At 72.0% G+C, this 18,557-nt stretch carries 8 protein-coding genes; 6 read left to right on the plus strand and 2 right to left on the minus strand.

What is annotated here, in order from left to right; all coding sequences use genetic code 11:
• Nucleotides 1-11: 11 nt before the first annotated feature.
• On the minus strand, nt 12-1,388 hold the full coding sequence (locus ACFYXC_RS18840; protein ID WP_388909187.1) for a glycosyltransferase: 1,377 nt from the start codon (nt 1,386-1,388) through the stop codon (nt 12-14).
• A gap of 336 nt (nt 1,389-1,724) precedes the next feature.
• Between ACFYXC_RS18840 and ACFYXC_RS18845 the strand changes: the two genes are divergently transcribed.
• From ACFYXC_RS18845 to htpG, 6 genes are all read left to right on the plus strand, one after another.
• Nucleotides 1,725-4,610, plus strand: coding sequence for an ATP-binding protein (locus ACFYXC_RS18845; RefSeq protein ID WP_389552906.1), 2,886 nt, complete (start codon nt 1,725-1,727; stop codon nt 4,608-4,610).
• A gap of 84 nt (nt 4,611-4,694) precedes the next feature.
• Nucleotides 4,695-7,757 carry an AAA family ATPase gene (locus ACFYXC_RS18850; protein ID WP_389552909.1) on the plus strand — a complete coding sequence of 1,021 codons (3,063 nt, stop codon included), beginning with the start codon at nt 4,695-4,697 and terminating at the stop codon, nt 7,755-7,757.
• Between the two features lie 4 nt (nt 7,758-7,761).
• Nucleotides 7,762-10,590: an ATP-binding protein gene (locus tag ACFYXC_RS18855; RefSeq protein WP_389552911.1), complete on the plus strand. Its 2,829-nt coding sequence runs from the start codon at nt 7,762-7,764 to the stop codon at nt 10,588-10,590.
• A 508-nt stretch (nt 10,591-11,098) separates the two neighbouring features.
• Nucleotides 11,099-11,791, plus strand: a complete 693-nt coding sequence (locus ACFYXC_RS18860; RefSeq protein ID WP_389552913.1) for a PAS domain-containing protein — start codon at nt 11,099-11,101, stop codon at nt 11,789-11,791.
• Nucleotides 11,788-12,579, plus strand: coding sequence for an aminotransferase class IV (locus tag ACFYXC_RS18865; RefSeq protein ID WP_389552916.1), 792 nt, complete (start codon nt 11,788-11,790; stop codon nt 12,577-12,579). The genes ACFYXC_RS18860 and ACFYXC_RS18865 overlap by 4 nt, the downstream gene beginning before the upstream one ends.
• 191 nt (nt 12,580-12,770) lie before the next feature.
• Nucleotides 12,771-14,675 (plus strand): molecular chaperone HtpG, encoded by a 1,905-nt coding sequence (gene htpG / locus ACFYXC_RS18870; RefSeq protein WP_389552919.1) that lies wholly within the window; start codon nt 12,771-12,773, stop codon nt 14,673-14,675.
• Between the two features lie 83 nt (nt 14,676-14,758).
• Here the strand turns inward: htpG and ACFYXC_RS18875 are convergent, their stop codons facing one another.
• Complete coding sequence (locus tag ACFYXC_RS18875; protein ID WP_389552921.1) at nt 14,759-18,046, minus strand: LamG-like jellyroll fold domain-containing protein; 3,288 nt, start codon at nt 18,044-18,046, stop codon at nt 14,759-14,761.
• Between the last annotated feature and the right edge of the window lie 511 nt (nt 18,047-18,557).

The following is an 18,557-nucleotide window of genomic DNA, read 5'->3' on the forward strand; positions in this document are numbered from 1 at the left end:
TGCCGGGTGAGTCATGCCGTGGGGAGCAGGCCGAGCACGAGGTCGGCGGCGGCCTGCCGCCCGCCGGCCGCCTGCTGCAGGGCGCCCAGCCGCTCGGCCCGCTCGCGGAAGGACGGGTCGGCGGTGACGCGGGTCAGCTTGTCCACCACGTCGTCCGGGTCGACGGTGTGCGGCCGGTCCAGGGTCAGGCTGATGCCGAGGTCGCGGCCGCGGACCGCCTGGTCGAAGCAGTCCACCCACAGGGGCCGCACCACCTGCGGCTTCCCGAAGTAGACGCCCTCGTGGTACGCGTTGCCGCCGCCGTGCGAGAAGAACGCCGACACGTTCGGGTGGGCCAGCACGTCCAGCTGCGAGGGCACCCAGCTCTCCACCCGCAGGGTCGCCGGCAGCGACTCGGCGGGCGGCAGCAGGTGCTGCTGCTCCCGGGGCAGCTTCCACAGGAACTGGTGTGTGCCCGACATCCGCCGGGCCACCTCCACCAGCGCCCCGGCCTCCTCGCGGGTGAGGCGGGTGATGGTGCCGAAGCCCATGTAGACCACCGAGGACTGCTTGTCGAGCCACCCGGACACCTCGGTGTCCTCGGGCGCCTCGGGCAGCGGCGGCAGCACGGCTCCCACCAGGCGCAGCTTCTCCGGTACGTCGAAGGGGTAGTCCAGTTCCGCGATGGAGGAGCACACCACCGCGGCGGCCTCGTCCACCCGCGTCATCGCGTTGGGCGGGGTGATGCCCAGCTCCTTGCGGATCGCGGCGTCCTCCCGCAGCACCTTGCCCATCTCCGGGTGCAGGAACATGGCCAGGGTCCGCCACTTGAACAGCGTGTTGGCCAGCTTCTGGCGGCCCGACATCGCCAGCGGCAGTCCCGAGTTGGGGACCGGGAAGTTCTTGGGGGTGTACGACGCGCCGAAGGGGTTGTGCGAGGTCAGCACGTTGCTGGCGACGAACGGCACATTGAGCACGTACGGGATGCCGCGGGCCAGCGCCAGGTCGACGGCGAAGCCGGCCACGCAGTCCACGACCATGAGCGCCGGGCGGACCTCGTCGACGACCCGTTCCAGTTCACGGAACTTGCGGGCCTGGAGAGCCGGCTTGTACGACTGCCGCACCACCGCGCGGTGGGCCTTGAACCGGGAGGACTGGGTGACCTCGCGGTACACCTCGTCGTCCCAGGTCACCGCGGACAGCTCGGGGACCACCTCGCCCAGCGAGGCGAACGACACCGAGGAGGCGGCGGAGAGTGCCTCCACGTCCTGCCGCCGGTGCTCGTCGGTGGCGAACCACAGTCCGGGCACGCCGCGCCGGGCCAGCTCCCCGGCCAGCACCAGCAACGGGTTGAGCAGCCCGCTCTCGGGGAGGCTGACGAAGAGGATCGGCCGAGCGGCGGAGTCCATGAGGGCCCTTTCACGAAGTGACTGCCGTGGGTCGCCGCGGCCCGCCGGTCAGGCGTGGAGGGGCGCGAGGACGCGATGCCGTGCGGCCTGCCGGCCCGATCGGGCGTGTGGGATGCCGACCGCACCACAACTTGATCTCACGGCCGCTACCGGGGAAATCCTTAGAGTTCTCGCCACGGAGGGCCACAGGGCCTTTCCGTGGCGTAAATGTGGCGTGGACGGGGTCATGGCGGGCAGACGGCGAGTCGCCGTCGGTGACCGGCTCCGGATGCCGCGCACGCGCCGGGCCGCCGGGGCCGCCGCGCCGTCCGTCCCGTACGACGTGAGGGGAAACAAGTGACCAACCGGGCCCGCGCCGCCAATCCCGCACTGCCGCTGGTCGGGCGGACCCGGCACCTGGAAGCCCTCGCCGGGTATGCCGAGGCGGCCCGCGCGGGCCGGCCCCGGCTGGTGCTCCTGGACGGTCCGGCGGGGGTCGGCAAGACCGCCCTGCTGCGTGCCGCCCTCGCCGACGACGGCCCCTTCGCGGACATGACCGTCCTGCACGGCACCTGCCGCGCCGTCGAGGCGACCACGGGTTACAGCGGGGCGCGCGCACTCTTCGGGCGGCTCGGCCTGACCGGCCGCAAGGGGCGCACCTCCGCCCTCCTGGACGGTGGCGCCCGGCGTGCGCTGCCCGCCCTCGCCGCCGGACCCGACGACCTGGACGACGCCGCGGGCGGCACCTTCGCGGTGCTCCAGGGCCTGTACTGGCTCACCGCCAACCTCATGGCCGACGGCCCCCTGGTGCTCGTCCTCGACGACGCCCACTGGTGCGACGAGCGCTCCCTGCGCTGGCTGGACTTCCTGCTGCGCCGGGCCGACGGCCTGCCGCTGCTGGTGGTGGTCGCCCACCGCACCGAGGCGGGCCACGCCGCCCCCGCCGCGCTGGCCGACCTGGTCGCCCACCATCTCCCGGCGCCGCTGCGGCTCGGCCCGCTGGAGACGCCGGAGGTGGCCGAACTGACCGGTCTGGTCTTCCCCGCGCAGCGACCGCAGCCGTCGTTCGTCGACCGCCTGGCGTCCGTCACCGGCGGGAACCCCCTGGAGGTCGTACGGCTGCTGCGTGACCTGCGCTCCGCCGGCCTCGGACCCGACGACGCGGGGGCCCGGCAGATCGCCAAGGTCGGCGGGAGGGTCGTCGCCGCCTCCGTGCAGACGGTGCTGGAGCACCAGCCGGCCTGGGTACGCGAGGTGGCCTGCACCCTGGCCGTGCTCGGTGACGAGGACAGCGACTACCTCGCGGCCCTGGCGGGGGTGTCGGCCGTGCACGTCGACGAGGCGGTGGAGATCCTGCGGCAGGCCGGCCTGGTCCGGGCCGGCCGCCGTGAACTCGTCCACGACCTGGTGGGCACCGCGGTCCTCGGCGCCCTCGGCACCACCGGGGTGGCGAGCCTGCGGCTGCGTGCCGCCCGGCTGCTCAGCGACATCGGACGCTCTCCCGAGGAGATCGCCGCCCAGTTGCTCCTGGTGCCCGGTGCCCAGGACGCCTGGACCCTCCCCGTGCTGCGGGCCGCCGCCGCCCAGGCCGAGCACCGGGGCGCCCCCGAGGCCGCCGCACGCTACCTGGACCGGGTGCGCGAGGCCGAGCCGGACGACCCCGAGGTCCTGACCCGGCTGGGCAGGGCCCTGGCGGAGAGCGACCCCGAGCGCTCGGTGGGACTGCTGCGCGAGGCGCACGCCGTGACCACCGACGTGCGCGCCCGCACCTCCACGGCGGTCCAGTTCGCCCTCACCTGTCTGAGCGTCCAGCAGTCACCGGAGGGCACCCGGGTGCTCACCGAGGCATTGGACGCCCTCGACGCGGAGCTGGGACCCGACCCCGAACCCGCCGACGGCGAACTGCGCACGCTCGCCGAGTCGGCCCTGCTGATCGTCGGCGCCGACGAGAAGTCCACCCTGCCCGAGGTCCTGCGCCGCACCGCCCGCCTCACCCCGCCGCCCGGCGACACCCCCGCCCAGCGGCAGCAGCTCGCCATGCTGAGCGTGCTCTCCGCGGTGGGCGGCGCCTCCGCCGAGGAGGTCGCGCGCCAGGCCCGCCGGGCGCTGCGCGCACCGGGCGTCCCACTGGGCGTGTGGTCCCTGCTGCCCGCTTCGCTCGCCCTCCAGGTGGCCGAGGAGAACGACGCCGCCGACGACGCCCTGGAGACGGTGCTGCGCGGCAGCCGGGACAGCGCCGCCGTGTGGACGTACGTCCTCGCGCTCTCCACGCGGGCGCTGTTCCGCCTGGAGAACGGCGCGGTCGCGGACTCCATGGCGGACGCGCAGACGTCGCTGGAGATCCTCGGCACGGAGCGCTGGGGTGACAACCCCGTCATGGCGCACACGGCGTACGCGTCGGCCCTCGTCGAGCGCGGCGAGGTGGAACGCGCCGAGGAGGCCCTCGACGCCATCAAGCGCCCCCACCTGGACCGCTTCGTCTGGGAGTACCACTGGTACCTGATGGCGAGGGGCCGGGTCCAGCTGGCCCGCGGCGACGTCCACGGGGCGCTGGAGGTGTTCCGGACCTGTGGCGACTCGCTGGAGGAGGCCGGGATCACCAACCCGGTCCTCACCCCCTGGTGGCTGGAGAGCGCCTGTCTGCTGGGTGGCCTCGGCCGTACCGCCGAGGCACTGGAGGTCGCCGAGCTGGGCACCCGGCGGGCCGAGCGCTGGGGCACCCGGCGCGCCCTCGGATACGCCGCCCTGGCCAGGGGCGGTGCCACCTCGGGGGCGGCCGCGGTGGACCCGCTGCGCGAGGCGGTCGCGCTGCTGGGGGCCTCGCCGGCCCGCGGTCACCAGGCACGTGCCACGCTGCTGCTGGGGCGGGCGCTGCTGGCGGACGGGCGCGTGCGGGAGGCGCGGGAGCACCTGCGCGAGTCGGTGGGGCTGGCCAGACGGTGCGGTTGCGTGGCCCTCGCCAGGGAGGCGAGGGAGGCGCTGATCGCGGCCGGCGGGCGCATGGGGGAGATCACCTCGTCCGCGCTGGACATGCTGACGGGAACGGAACGCACCGTAGCCGGTCTGGTCGCCGCGGGAGGCAGCAACAGGGAGGTCGCGGAGTCCCTCTTCGTCACGATGCGCACCGTCGAGCTCCACCTCACCAGTGTCTACCGCAAGCTGGGCGTGGCCCGGCGGGCCGACCTGGCGGAAGCCCTGCGCGGAGGCGGTTCGCCGGCCTCGTCGCGGACGGCGGGGCGATGACGGTGGATGAAAGAGTTCCGTGACGCAAGAACAAGGAACTCCACGGTGTCACCAGTCCCACGGCATAAATATATGATCACCCGCATGCCGTCTCCCGACCCACTGCTCTGGGAGCGCGACCGTGAACAGGCCGTTCTCTCAGCCGTGATCGGAGAGCTCCGGTCCGCCCGCCCCGCCATGGTCACCGTGACGGGGGAACCCGGCCTCGGACAGAACGACCTGCTGTGCTGGGCCGCCGGGCACGCACGGAACGCGGGACTGCACGTGCTGACCGCCCGCGCCAGTCCCGCCGAGCACGAACTGCGGTACGGCGTCGTCGCCCAGCTCCTTGCGGAAGAGGGCCCGACCACCGTGTCCCGCCTCTTCCTGACCCAGGACCGGCCCGGCGGTCTGCCCGGCCTCAACGCCCTGCTCGCCGCGGCCCGGGACCGGCCCACCCTCCTCGTGGTGCACGACGTCCAGTGGCTCGACCCGGCCTCCCTGCGCTGGCTGGAGGCCCTTGCCCGGCGGCTGCCCCAGGTTCCGCTGGTGCTGCTCACCAGCAGCACGGGTACCGCCATCGACCGGCCCGAGTGGAACGTCGGCACCCCGCTCACCGGGCTGGCCAGCACCATCGAACTCGCGCTGCCACCCCTCACCGCGAGTGGCACGGCCGCCGCCGTGCTCGCGGTGTGCGGCACCCCCGGCGACCCCGCCTTCACCGAGGCCGTCGCCGGTGCCACCCGCGGCATACCGGCGGTCGTCCACGACGTCCTGGACCGCTTCACCCGCACGGGCCGCCGCCCCGACGCCGAGCACGTCGACCACCTGCGCGCCCTCACCGCCGAAGTGGTCGGCGACCACGCCGCCCGGGCCCTGAGCGAGCTGCGCGATCCGGCCGCCGTCGACGTCCTGCGCGCCCTCGCCGTCTGCGGCGACCTGCTCGACTTCCCCCTGGTCTGCATGCTCGCCGGCCCGCACTCCGTGCCCGAGGCCCGACTCCGCGCCGCCCTCGGCGCCAGCGGACTCACCGCCAACCGCGACGGCTCGCCCCGCGTAACCGACGCCGTGGTGCGCGCCCGCATCCTGGAGGAGATGCCCGCCGGTGACCGGGCCGATCTGTACGCGCGCGCCGCCCGGCTCGCCCAGCGGGTGGCCGCCGCCGACCAGGGCATCGCCGAACTGCTGCTGGCCGCCCGCCCCGTCGGTGCGCCGTGGGCCGTCGACACCCTGCGCCGGGGCTTCACCGCCGCACTGCGCAACGGCCGCCGGGACCGGGCCACCGCCTACCTGGCCCGGGCCCTCGACGAACCCCTGGACGCCGAGAACCGGGTCCGAGTCGAACTCCAGCTCGCCTCGGTCCAGATGGTCATCGCCCCCGCGGCCGCCGAGCGTCGCCTGCACGGTCTCATCCGCTCCTCCGGCGACTGCGCGGGTTTGCGCTCCCACGCCGTGGACCTGTGCCTGCTCGGCGGCGACACCCGCGCCGCCCGCCTCGCCGGGACAGGAGACCCGGGACCGGACGGCGGGCGAGGACGGCGGGCGGTGCCGGGAGCCGTCCGGGCCGCGGGCACCGGGGAGAACGCCGGCCCCCCCGACACCCGTCCCGGCGCGGAGCTCCCGTGCCCCACCTCGCTCGCCCCCGGCGACCCCGCGCCCGGAGCGGCACAGGGAAGCGGCACCTCGCAGGCACCCGGCCCCCGCGACGGTGTGCCCGCCGAGGGTGCCACGGCCACTCCCGGCACACCGCTCGCGGAGGCGGCACCCCCTCCGGAACCCGGGGACGCGTCCGGAACGGACCCCGCTGTCGCCGAGCGCCACGAACTGACCACCCTCGCACGGGTCGCCCGATTCCTGCGCCACGAGGACTCCGAGCTGGACGTCCTTCCCGTCCCCGACCTGCCCGAGCACTCGTGCAGCCCCGCTGTCGCCGGCGTCCGGGCCTGGGAGCATGCCGTCGCCGGCGTCCACCTCGACGCGTCCCGCCGACTGGCCAGGGCCGCCTTCGCCCCTGATCCGACCGGTCGCCCGCCGCTCGTGGTGCCCCGCCTGTTCGCCTGCCGCGCGCTCTTCCTCAGCGACGACGGCGACGAGGCCGAGGGGTACCTCGGCGCCCTGCTCACCGAGGCCCACCGGCAGCGCGCCGCCATCTCCGTCGCCCACGTCCTGTCGGTCCGCGCCGACCTGCACATCCGGCACGGCCGCCCCGACGCCGCCGCCCGGGACCTCGCCGCGGCCGAGGCGGAACTGCCGCCCGCCAGACTCCACCCCCTGTTCGTCCCGTACTGGACCTCCCTCAACCTGGTCACCGAGCTGCAGAACGGCCGGCTCGACCGGGCCCGCGAGGCCGCCGCCCGTCCCGTGCCGCCCCTCGCCGAGGAGTGCGCCACCACCTCCTACCTGCTGTTCGCCAGAGGCTTGCTGGCCCGCGTCGAGCAGGATCCGCACCGGGCACGGGAGTACTTCCGCGCCAGTGGCCGCTGGCTGCTGCGGTACGGCTGCGTCAACCCGGCCGTCCTGCCCTGGCGCTCCCTGGCCGCCGAAGCCGCCCACGCCCTCGGCGACGGCGAGGACTCCCTGCGCCTGGCGCGTGAGGAGGTGCACCACGCCCGCCGCTGGGGCGCCCCCGGCGCCCTGGGCCGCGCCGAGCTCAGCCTCGCCGTGGTGAGCGGCGAGAACCGTACCGAGTACCTCCGCGCCGCCGTCGCCACACTGGGGGAGTCCCCCGCCCGCACCGCGTACACGCGTGCCGTGCTCGCCCTGGCCTCCGCGGAACGCGAGGACGCCGCACACCAATCCGCCGTTGCCCGCACCTCCAGAAACACGGCCCTGCCCGCCGGTGACATCGACCCCGGCGTGCTCATGGACATCCCCGGCCAGGACCGGCACGCGCACCACGGCGCACCGCCCGCGCGGGGCGGACCCCCGCCGCCGGGCACACCGTCGCGCACCGAGGCCGCCGAACCGGCCCCGCGGCACGGTCTGAGCGCCGTCGAGAGCGAGACCGCGGCCCTCGCCGCGCAAGGACTGGGCAACCGGGAGATCGCCGCCGCCCTCTCGGTGACCACCCGCACCGTGGAACTGCGCCTCAGCGGCGTCTACCGCAAACTCCGCATCCGCGGACGCGACGAACTGCGCGCACTGACACAAGGATCGGAGGGCAGCTGACCGCATGCTGCTGGAGCGCAACACCGAGACCGCCCTGGTCGATGCCGCGCTCGGCGCCGCGGCCGAAGGACGGTCCTCCCTCGTGGTGGTCACCGGCCCGCTCGGCATCGGACGCTCGGCACTGCTGCAGCGGCTGTCCGCACTCGCCGACGGCCACGACGACATCCGTGTGCTGCGCGCCAACGCCGCGCCCATGGAACAGGACTTCGCCTTCGGTGTCGTACGCCAGCTCTTCGAGACCCTGCTGAGCGACTCGCCCGACGACGTCCGGGACCGCTGGATGGACGCCCACGCCTCCTTCGCCCGGCACGTCCTCGCCGACGACGCCACCTCACCCGGCGCGGACCAGGCCATCGCCGCCACCGAAGCCGTACTGCACGGACTCTTCTCCCTGCTCGCCAACGTCAGCGCCGACAGCAGACTGCTGATCCTCATCGACGATCTCCAGTGGTCCGACGTGCCGTCGCTGCGCTGGCTCACCTTCCTGGCCAAGCGGCTGCACGGACTGCGGGCCGTCGTGGTCTGCGCCCTGCGCGACGGCGACCCCCGTACCCACCACACACTGATCCGCGAGGTGCGGGAGGCCGCCACCCAGACCCTGCGGCCCGCCAGCCTCAGTCTGGAGGCCGTCCGCGTCCTGGTCCGTGAACGCTTCGGCGAGCCGGGCGACGAGGAGTTCGTCCAGGCATGCCACGAGGCATCCGCCGGCAACCCCCTGTTCCTGATGTCGACCCTCGTCGGCACGGATGTCCGCGGCCACCGTCCACGTGCCGAACACGCCGGCACCACCCGCGGAGCGAGCCCCTCCCAGCTGCGTGAGCGGCTGGCCAGCATCCTGCGCGCCCAGCCCGAGCCGGTACGCGATCTCGCCGCCGCCATCGCGACCCTGGGCGAACAGGGTGACGCCCAGACCCTGGCCCGCTTGGCCGGACTCGACTCCGTCGGCTACTCGGGGGCCCTGCGCGCCCTCGACGCCCTCGGACTGCTCACGGACGCACACGAACCGCGCTTCATCCACCGCGCCGTCCGCGACGCCGTCGAGTCCACCCTCACCATGGTCCAGCGGGAACGGATGCACGACGAGGCCGCCGCACTCCTGTACGCATCCGGCAGTCCCGCCGAGCACGTCGCCGCCCAGCTCCTGGCGGTCGTCACCCGGCACCAGCCCTGGGCCGTCGACGTCCTGCGCTCCGCCGCCGACACCGCACTGCGCCGCGGCGCGCCCGACGCCGCCGCCCGCTATCTGCGGCGTGCCCTCCTGGACAGCCCCGTCGAGGGCATCGGGCGCGCCCGCCTCCTGGTGGAACTCGGCACCGCGGAACGCGGCTTCGACCCCCTGGCCTGCGAACGGCACATCGCCCAGGCCATGACCCTCCTGCCCGAACCACGGGACCGGGCCGTGGCCGCGCTGCGCATCTCACCCACCCCGCTGGGCCCCGCCCCGCTCGCCGTCGTCGACCTGCTGCGCCAGGCGGCCGAGGGACTCGGCCCGGTGTCCCTGCTCACCGGCTCCGACCGCGACCTGGCGCTGCGCCTGGAGGCCAGACTGCGGCACTGCGGCCACGAGGATCCCGCCGAACTGGCCGCCGCGGCCGAGCGGCTGAAGGAACTGGGTCCCGAACCTCCCCTGGACACCGGCGCCGAGCGGGAACTGACGATCGCGCTGCTCGGCGCCGTCACCCTCGGCTGCCGGCTGCCCGCCGCCGAGGTGGCCCGGCTCGCGGAACGTGTCCTGGACCGCGAACCCGCCACCTCCGCCCGCATCCACTCCACCTTCCCGCTGGTGATGATCGCGATGATCGCCGCCGACTCGGTGGAAGCCCTCGACTCCTGGCTCGCCGTGGAACACCGCGCCCGCATCGGTCACACCACCCCGGCCAACGCGCTGGTCCACATCGAGCAGGCCCTCGTCCACCTGGGCCGCGGCCGGCTCGCCCAGGCCCGCGAACAGTCCGAGACGGCGCTGGCCATGACCGAGTCCGAGCACCACACCCTGGGCACGGTCGCGACCATGACGCACGCCATCGTCGCTCTGGAGTCCCGCGACCCGTCCCTCGCCGAACGCGTGCTGCACCGGGCCGGCCGCGTCCGGCCACAGGGACTCACCCTCACCGGCATGCTCCGCCTGCTGGAGGCATGCGGGGAGATCGCCGCGGGCGATCACACGGGGGCGCTCGACTCCCTCCAGTCCTGCGGCCGCCAGACGGAGGCCGCAGGCTGGTACAACCCGGTGCTCTTCCCCTGGCGCCCGTGGGCCGTCGGCGTCCACCGCCGCCTGGGCGACACCCGCGCCGCCCGGGTCCTCGCCGAGGAGGAGTACGACCGCGCGCGGCAGTGGGGCGCACCGGTCGGTGTCGGCCGGGCCCTGCGGCTGCTCGGACGGCTGGAGGACGGCGGCCGGGGCACCGCGATGCTGCGCGAGGCGGTCGCCGTGCTGCGTGGCTCCGCCAACCAGCTGGAACTCGCGCGGGCCCTGCTGTCGCTCGCCGAACGGCTGGGCGGCGGACCGGAGCCGGAAGCACTCGCCAGGGAGGCCGCCACCCTGGCGACCGCCTGCGGCGCACCCGGGCTCGCGGAGCGTGCGGCCCGCGGCAGCGGCGAACGGCCGGCGTACACGGTGTCGCCGGAGACCCTGCTCACCCCGACCGAACGCCGGGTGGCGGGTCTCGCGTGCCAGGGGCTGACCAACCAGGAGATCGCCGGTGAGCTGGGAGTCAGCTCCCGTGCCATTGAAAAACACCTGACGCATGCCTACCGGAAACTGGGCATTCCCGGACGCCGGGAACTCATCGCCCTGGTTTCCCGCGCGAAAAGATCGAATGTCGCCGAGTAGCCCATAAGAAGAACGCCCGGGTGGTCCCCCGCATATTCGGGGGAGTGCCCGGGCGTTTCCGTTTGGGTCGGCGGGATGTGACCGTCGTCTCCGGTCGGCCCGTTCCGGCACGGCCACGGCGAAAAGGTGAGCGCCTGTCACCATTGTGCGGGAAACGCGACAACCCTGCGTACGGACATGGACCCCCTACGTGAAACGGGCCGCGGATCTGGGGGGATATGCGGGTGTTTCTCATGGTGGGACGAGCACCGAAGGGTTCGGTGCCCCGCACCGAACCCCCGCCACCGAAACATTTCGGTGCGGGACCGTACCGACCGAAGGGGTCACCACAGTGTTGGCAGGTCAAACCTCTGTTTCGTTGACCCGCCGTCATCGGCGTTCGTAATATCGGCCACATCTTCTTTCCGTCGTGTCCTTTTCTGCGATGCCGGAGACTTCGGGTCTGATTTCCCGGGATTAACCGCTCCTCTCCCGGTGATGAACCAATAGAAGAAGGGTTTTGAGATCCTTGATGGCCACCCCCCACACCGCGCTCATGGACGGCACGTCCGCCGTCCCCCCGGTGGACTCCTCCGAGGTCGGCGGTCCCATGGACCGGTTCGACCGCGCCGACGCCTATGTCGCCTGTCTGGATCCCTCGCTCACCATCCAGCAGGTCAACCAGGAATTCGACCGCCGTTTCGGCGGAGCGGCGTCCGGGCTCTGTGGCAAGCATTTCTGCGATCTGATCCACCCCAGCGTCCAGCAGCCCCTCATGCAGCAGTTCTCCCGGATGCTGGAGGGCAAGCGGCACCGGTTCGTCACGGAGGTCATCGCGGGCGGCAGGGAGAACACCACCTCCATGCTCCCGTTGAGTGCCATGGCGGTCCGCGGCGGCCACACCCCGGACGTGGCGGCCATCCTCGTCGTGATGTCCGCCGGGGACGAGCGGACCGAGGACACCGAGGTGATGGCACCGCGCAAGAAACTCCTCAGCGAGATCGACGCCCGCATCCTGGAGGGCATCGCGGCCGGAGTCTCCACGATCCCGCTCGCCTCCCGGCTCTACCTCAGCCGTCAGGGCGTCGAGTACCACGTCACCGGACTGCTGCGCGCGCTCAAGGTCCCCAACCGCGCCGCCCTCGTCTCCCGCGCCTACTCCATGGGCGTCCTCAAGGTCGGCACCTGGCCGCCGAAGGTCGTCGAGGACTTCATCAAGTGAGCCGGGAGGACGCCTTCACCGAGCTCGACGGCGAGCCCGTGGACCCCGGCGCGCTGACCGCTCTGGGGCTGACCAACTACGGGCACTTCACCACGCTGTCGGTGGAGGACGGCCACGTGCGGGGCCTCGACCTCCACATGGAGCGCCTGATCCGCGACTGCCGGCTCCTCTTCGACACGGCACTCGACCCGGAGCGGGCGCGGACCCTGGCCCGCCGGGCCGCGCCGGAGCGGGGCCGCCGGATCGTCCGCGTCACCGTGTTCGACCCCGCGCTGGACCTCGCCACCATCGCCGCGGACGCCCACCCGCGGATCCTGGTCACCGCGCGGCCCGCCCCGGACGCGGACCCCGGCCCGCTGCGGGTACGGACCGTGGTCCACCGGCGCGACCTGCCCGAGGTCAAGTCGGTCGGCCTGTGCCCCACCCTCCGGCTGCGGCGCCGGGCCCAGCGGGACGGCTACGACGACGTGCTGTTCACCGGGCCCGAGGGCGAGATCCTGGAAGGCGGCACCTGGAACATCGGCCTGGTGCGCGGCGGCCGGGTCGTCTGGCCCGGGGGAGACATCCTGGCCGGCACGACACGGCAGCTCCTGCGCCGTGCCGCGGGCGATCCCACGGACCTGGTCGACCTCACCGGACTCGACGACTGCGAGGCCGCGTTCGCCACCAACGCCGCCACGGGCGTCCGCCCCGTCACCCGCATCGACGACCGGACGTTCCCCGCCTCCCACCCGGCGGTGACACGCCTCGCCGAGCTCCACCGGAAACTCCCCGCCTCCCGACTCTGACCGGCGGCCCCCACCGCTACTGGGGACAACCCCCGGCACACAGGACGCCGACCGCGCCGTCCCGGAGGCCGGTCTCCGCGCAGGCGGCGGCGCCCTCCTTGAGGGTGACCGCTCACGCGGCGCGGGCTTCTTCATTACAGTGGCAGCGCAAGTTACCGGTGATCCATGGACCAGTGAGGTACGCGCGAACCATGTCGGCTGAAACGTTTGAGTTCCAGGTAGAGGCCCGTCAGCTGCTGCAGTTGATGATCCATTCCATCTACTCGAACAAGGACGTCTTCCTGCGCGAGCTCGTCTCCAACGCCTCCGACGCGCTCGACAAGTTGCGTCTGGCCGCGTTGCGGGACGACTCGCTCGACGCGGACGTCTCCGACCTGCACATCGAGCTCGAGACCGACCCGGACGCCCGTACCCTCACGGTGCGGGACAACGGCATCGGGATGTCGTACGACGAGGTCGGGAAGCTCATCGGCACGATCGCCAACTCGGGCACGGCCGAGTTCCTGCGAGAGCTGCGGAAGGCGAAGGACGACGCCGGGGCCGAGGGGCTGATCGGCCAGTTCGGCGTTGGCTTCTACTCCGGCTTCATGGTGGCGGACGAGGTGACCCTGCTGACGCGGCGCGCGGGTGAGCCCAAGGGCACCCGCTGGACGTCCCGCGGCGAGGGCACCTACACCCTGGAGGAGGCCGACGCGCCGCAGGGCACCTCGGTCACGCTGCATCTCAAGCCGGCCGATCCCGAGAACCAGCTGTACGACTACACCTCCGAGTGGAAGCTCAAGGAGGTGGTCAAGCGCTACTCCGACTTCATCACCTGGCCCGTCCGGCTGGTCGGGAAGCGGGACGGCGAGGGCGAGGAGGGCGCGGGGCCGGCCGAACCCGAGACGCTGAACTCGATGAAGGCCCTGTGGGCACGCTCCCGCGACGAGGTGTCCGAGGACGAGTACCACGAGCTCTACAAGCACATCAGCCACGACTGGCGCGACCCTCTGGAGACCGTGCCGCTGCAGGCCGAGGGGACGTTCGAGTACCAGGCCCTGCTGTTCATCCCGTCGCACGCCCCGCAGGACCTGTTCACGCAGGACTTCAAGCGCGGAGTGCAGCTGTATGTGAAGCGCGTGTTCATCATGGACGACTGCGAGGCGCTGCTGCCGCCGTACCTCCGCTTCGTCAAGGGCGTGGTCGACGCCCAGGACCTCTCGCTGAACGTCTCCCGCGAGATCCTCCAGCAGGACCGGCACATCCGGATGATGCAGCGACGGCTGACGAAGAAGGTCCTGTCGTCGGTCAAGAGCATGATGGCGGGCGACACCGAGCGGTACACCACGTTCTGGCGGGAGTTCGGCGCGGTACTGAAGGAAGGTCTGCTCACCGACACCGACAACCGTGACGCCCTTCTCGCGGTGTCGTCGTTCGCGACCACCCGGGGCGAGGAGCCGACGACACTCGCCCAGTACGTGGAGCGCATGGCGGAGGGTCAGGAGGCCGTCTACTACATCACCGGCGAGTCCCGGCAGAGCATCGACAACTCCCCGCACATGGAAGCCTTCCGGGAGCGGAACATCGAGGTGCTGCTGCTGACGGACCCCGTCGACGAGGTGTGGGTCGACGCGGTGGGCGAGTTCCAGGGCAAGCGGCTGCAGTCGATCGCCAAGGGGGAGATCGACCTGGCCGCCCAGGGGGACGAGAAGTCCGAGACCGAACGGGAGCAGCAGGCCGAGGAGTTCGCCGGTCTGCTCGGCTGGGTGAAGGAACAGCTGGACGAGGACGTCAAGGAGGTACGGCTGTCGACGCGGCTGACGGTGTCGCCGGCCTGTGTCGTCGCGGACGCCCACGACATGACCCCGGCGCTGGAGAACATGTACCGGGCCATGGGGCAGGAGGTGCCGCGTACCAAGCGCATCCTCGAACTGAACCCCGGGCACGGGCTGGTGAAGGGCCTGAACCAGGCGTACCGGGAGCGCGCGGACCACTCGGGCCTCACCGAGACCGCCGAACTGCTCTACACCCTGGCCGTCCTGGCCGAGGGAGGCCGTCCGACGGACCCGGCACACTTCGTCAAGGTGGTGGCGGACCGCCTGGAACGCACCCTGTGAGCTGACCCGGACCCGCACGGCAGAGGTCCCGGCGGCGGGAGGAACTCCTCCGCCACCGGGACCCCTGTTCGGTGGGTCACCGGTCAGGGCTTCTCCTCGCCGTGGAGGGCGCTCACCTCCTCGGCGGTGAGTGCCCGGTCCACGGCACGGACCTCGTCGACCGCGCCGTTCCAGAAGTCGACCTGCGAGCCGTCCCAGTGGGCACGGCCGACGGTCAGCGGGCCGGTGCTCGGATAGGCGGCGCCGCCGGTGGCCGTCGCCGCGAGCTTCCCGTCGAGGTACAGCCTTATCTCGTTGGTGCCGGCGTCCCGCACCCCGACCAGGTGGTACCAGCGGCCGGTCTCCGCGGTGACCGCCACCTGGGCGCGGCGTTCACCGGGGGTGCTGAAGGCGAAGTTGCCGTGCCCGTACTGCAGGTAGAACGGGTTGGCCGTGGTGCGGGTGTCCTGGCTGACGGCCGTGCCGTAGTTGCCGGGGATCCCGTCGAGCCGGACCCAGGCCGACACCGAGTAGCTGCCACTGGTGTCGAGCACCGGTCCCGCGGTCTCCGCGTACTGCTTCTGGCCGTCGAACTTCAGGGCGCTGCCGCTGACGCCTTCGGTCCAGGAAGCGCCCTCGCGCAGGGTGAGCGGCGCCTTGTTGGGACCGGAGTCCTCGCCGGTGGTACCGGTGCCCTCGTCGAGGGTCCAGTGCCCGCCGCCCTTCAGCTCCTTCCTGCCCGCCGCGGCGCCGGCCGCGATCACCTTGAGGTTGACCTTCCGTACCTCGGCGGCGTCCATCTTGATGTCCCGGCGGTCGTACGTGTAGAGGCCGTTGAGCTCGTTCTCCAGGTCGGTTATCTGGGTGTAGACCGAGCCGGACAGTTCCGCGCCGGCCTGTGCGAGGTAGAACTTCTCGGTGTTCTCCACGTACTTGCGGGTCAGCTCCGCCTTGGTGGTGACACCGCTGTAGATCACCGTCGGGGCGCCCGGCCACATGTGGCCCGGGGTGCGCAGGGTGAAGCCGCCGTGCTCGCCGTCCATGGCGGCCCGCCTGTCGTCGGGGAACGGCGGGTCGTCGTTGTTGTAGTCGTGGTGGTCGATGATGTCGCCCTTGCCCGAGTCACCCTTGGAGTTGCAGCAGTTGACACCGCTGTGGGCGTTGACGACACGGGACGGGTCGGCGGCCTTCACGGCCTCGGTGATACGGCCGGTCTCCTCGCGGTTCCACTCGCCCCAGCCCTCGTTGAAGACGATCCAGCCGATGACGGAGGGGGAGTTGTGGTGCTGGCGCATCATCTCCCGGCCCTGGTCGACGAACGCCTTCTGGCCGGTCTCGTTGGTGATGTTCCCGGAGACGAAGTCCTGCCAGACGAGCAGACCGAGCTTGTCGGCGTGGTAGAACCACCGCGCCGGCTCCACCTTGATGTGCTTGCGCACCGCGTTGAAGCCGAGCTTCTTGTGCGCCTCCAGGTCGAAGGCGAGGGCGTCGTCGCTGGGCGCGGTGTAGAGACCGTCGGGCCAGAAGCCCTGGTCGAGGGTGGCGAGGGAGAAGACCGGCTTGCCGTTGAGGGCCAGCTTGTTGAAGCCGCCCACCTTCTTGACCTCGATCTTGCGCATACCGAAGTAGCTGCGGACCTTGTCGCTCGACCTGCCGTCGGTCAGCGTCACGTCGAGGTCGTACAGGTACGGGTCGTCGGGGCTCCACAGGTGCTGCTTCGCCACCGGCACGGTGAGCTTCCTGCCCGCCGCCCCGCTGACCTTGCCGACGACCTTGCCGCGGGCGTCACGGGCGACGGCCTCGACGCGGGCGGAGGAGGAGGCACCTTCGGCGTCGACCGTCACCGCGAGGGTGCTCGTGTCGATGTCGGGCGTGGTGACGATGTTCTCGATCGAGGCGGGAGCCACCGGCTCCATCCACACCGTCTGCCAGATACCGGAGGTCTGCGTGTAGAAGATGCCGCCCGGGTTCGTGGACTGCTTGCCCATGGGCTGGTCCGCGCCACCGGTGTCGGTGACGGCGACCACGATCTCCTGCTTGCCGGTGCCCTTCAGCGCGTCGGTGATGTCGGCGCTGAAGGCGTTGTAACCGCCGGTGTGGTCGGCCACCTTCGTGCCGTTGACATAGACGCGCGACTGGTAGTCGACGGCGCCGAAGTTGAGCTTGAGCCGGTTCGAGCGGCTGTCCTTGCCGACCTTCCAGTTCTTGGGCACGTCGATGGTCCGGCGGTAGAACATGTGGTCCTCGTGCCGTTCGAGCCCGGAGAGCTGCGACTCGACCGGGAACGGCACGATGATCTTCTCGTCGAGGTTCTTGCCGAAGACCGGCTGCTCACCCGCCTTGGCGGCGCTGAACTGCCAGGGCCCGTTGAGGTTCTCCCACTTGGACCGCTTCTGCTGCGGACGCGGGTACTCGGGCAGCGGGTGCTTCTTGTCGACCTTGTCGCCCCACTTGGTGGTGAGACGGTGGGTGGAGGCGTTCTCCGCGTAGCGGATGACCTTCGGTACGGCCTTGCCGCCGGCCGTCAGACCGCCCGCGCCGTCGTAGGAGACCCGGACCAGCTGGTTCTTCTGGATCGGCTCCGACAGGTTGACGTAGAGGGAGGAGGAGTCCCCGGGGACGGACGTGACCGACCTGATCGGCATGGCGGTCGTGTCGGCCTCGACCTTCAGGTGGTCCTTGACCGCCTGGATGCTGCCCACCCTGCCCTCGAAGCGGGCGCGCAGCCGCGTCCCGTTCTCGGCGACGGTGAGCTCCACCGGGAAGACCTCGAAGTCGGCCGGCGGGGTGAACGCGGACATCGGCACGATCTGCTTGGCCAGCGTCGGCGTCGACCAGCGCAGGAACATGTTGGCGCCGCCGGTGTCCTGGAACAGCTCCAGGCGGAAGGTGTGCTTCTCGCCCGCGGTCAGCCGGACGGCCTGACTGGTCTGCTCCCGGTCCCAGTCGCCCTCCCAGTGGTCGATGACGGGTTCGTCGTCGATGAAGAGCCGGAAGCCGTTGTCGCCGATGGCGTAGAAGGTGTAGTCACCCGTGGCCGGCGCCTCGATCTGGCCGGTCCAGCGTGCGGTCGTGTGCTCCGTCCGGCCCGTCAACTCCTTGAAGGTGTCGGTCAGACCGGAGAAGTTGATCTGCGGGTCGAGCGTCGTACCGCCGAGTTCGGCGAAGTCCCGGGCACCGGGGGCGGACATGCTGAAGTACTCGCCCTTGAGGCCGTGCGTCACGACGGCGGCCTGTCCGTCGGCGGCGGACGCCGAGGTACCGCTCGTCAACTCGGAGGCCGCCGCGGCGGGCAGCATTCCACTCGGGGGCAGCACCAGGGCCGCCGTGGCGAACAACGCCAGCAGCCTGGCTCTGCTGCTGGCTCTGGGGCGGGTGACGTGTCGTGTCATCGGACCTTTCCTCGTACAGAGGCCGTGACCGCGTTCGACTGCCGGGGCAGGACTACGGGCTCCGGTGAGGAAGCACGCAGGACAGAAGCTGCACACAGGCTGAGGACGTTCGGTGGGCGGCCTTTTCAACGTTGGAAACCCTCTGCCTGCGGTATGACAGCACGCTCACAGGAGCCTGTCCAGACCTCGCGCACCACTCTGTTGCCCGGCGTCACGACGAGGGCGTGCCGCGGCGCCGCGAGGTGTACGGCTGAGAAAAGGGGGGTAACGGAACGGGCGCCGCGCCCACCGACGTGACCGGCGGCGCCTTCGCCTTTCACCGGTTCCTCAGGCGCCGGCGCGAGGACTCCGTCGGCGGGATGCTCCGGGCCAGGACTCCCACGCTTACCTGAAGATTGCCTCCGTCCGCCTGGTCATCCCGGTGTCTGGTGTCGGCGCCGGGAGCGGGACGGACCGCGTGACTACACTGCGTGCTGTCTCCGTGACTCCAGGTCAGGTCACGTCCGGCAGG

The organism is Streptomyces sp. NPDC002701, assembly GCF_042889045.1.
Taxonomy (GTDB): domain Bacteria; phylum Actinomycetota; class Actinomycetes; order Streptomycetales; family Streptomycetaceae; genus Streptomyces.

Coding starts and splice junctions, on each gene's coding strand:
- ACFYXC_RS18840 (WP_388909187.1), bottom strand. CDS start 1,388: ATGGACTCCGCCGCTCGGCCGATCCTCTTCGTCAGCCTCCCCGAGAGC.
- ACFYXC_RS18850 (WP_389552909.1), top strand. CDS start 4,695: ATGCCGTCTCCCGACCCACTGCTCTGGGAGCGCGACCGTGAACAGGCC.
- ACFYXC_RS18855 (WP_389552911.1), top strand. CDS start 7,762: ATGCTGCTGGAGCGCAACACCGAGACCGCCCTGGTCGATGCCGCGCTC.
- htpG (WP_389552919.1), top strand. CDS start 12,771: ATGTCGGCTGAAACGTTTGAGTTCCAGGTAGAGGCCCGTCAGCTGCTG.
- ACFYXC_RS18875 (WP_389552921.1), bottom strand. CDS start 18,046: ATGACACGACACGTCACCCGCCCCAGAGCCAGCAGCAGAGCCAGGCTG.